This is a genomic window from Methylobacterium sp. J-001, from assembly GCF_022829565.1.
In the GTDB taxonomy this organism is placed as follows: domain Bacteria; phylum Pseudomonadota; class Alphaproteobacteria; order Rhizobiales; family Beijerinckiaceae; genus Methylobacterium.
Genome location: NZ_JAKSYN010000125.1, coordinates 1 through 739, shown reverse-complemented (window position 1 = coordinate 739; position 739 = coordinate 1). Strand labels below are relative to the sequence as shown.

General features: G+C 70.2%; 1 pseudogene. It reads left to right on the top strand.

The annotated features are described in order from the left end of the window. Positions 1-739, top strand: a pseudogene (locus MKK65_RS14930) (hypothetical protein); the annotation flags it as partial.

Sequence of the window (739 nt, the reverse complement as noted above, 5' to 3'; positions counted from 1 at the left end):
GCGTGGTCAAGTTCGACGTGGTCTCGGGCGTGCAGGCCAAGGCCAAGCCCAACGCCCCGGCCTATACAAGGGTGTTCGGCGAGAGCCTGATCAAGGCGGCGGATGCCGACGACATGGTCGTGGCGATCACCGCGGCGATGCACGGCGGCACCGGCATCGACCTGTTCGGCAATGCCCATCCGGACAAGACCTTCGACGTCGGCATCGCCGAGCAGCAAGCGGTGACGTTTGCCGGTGGGCTGGCGACGGAGGGCTACCGGCCGTTCGTGGCGCTATACTCGACCTTCCGGCAGCGTGCCTACGACCAGGTAGTCGACGACGTGGCGCTGCAGAACCTTCACTTGCGGTGCTCCATGGACGTGGTCTGGCGTCTCGCCTGCAGCGGGCCTACGACCAGGTCGTGCACGACGTGGCGCTGCAGAACCTGCCCGTGCGGTTCTGCCTGGACCGGGCCGGGCTGGTCGGCGCCGACGGGGCGACCCATGCCGGGGCGTTCGACCTGGCCTACCTGTGCTGCTTGCCGAACATGACCGTGATGGCGGCGGCCGACGAGGCCGAGCTGGTGCACATGGTCGCGACCGCGCACGCCCATGACACGGGCCCGATCGCGCTGCGCTACCCGCGCGGCGAGGGCGTCGGCGTCGAGCTGCCGGAGCGGGGCGAGGTGCTGGCGATCGGCAAGGGCCGGATGGTCCGCCAGGACCCGGAGGCCCGGGTGGCGATCCTGTCGCTCGGCACG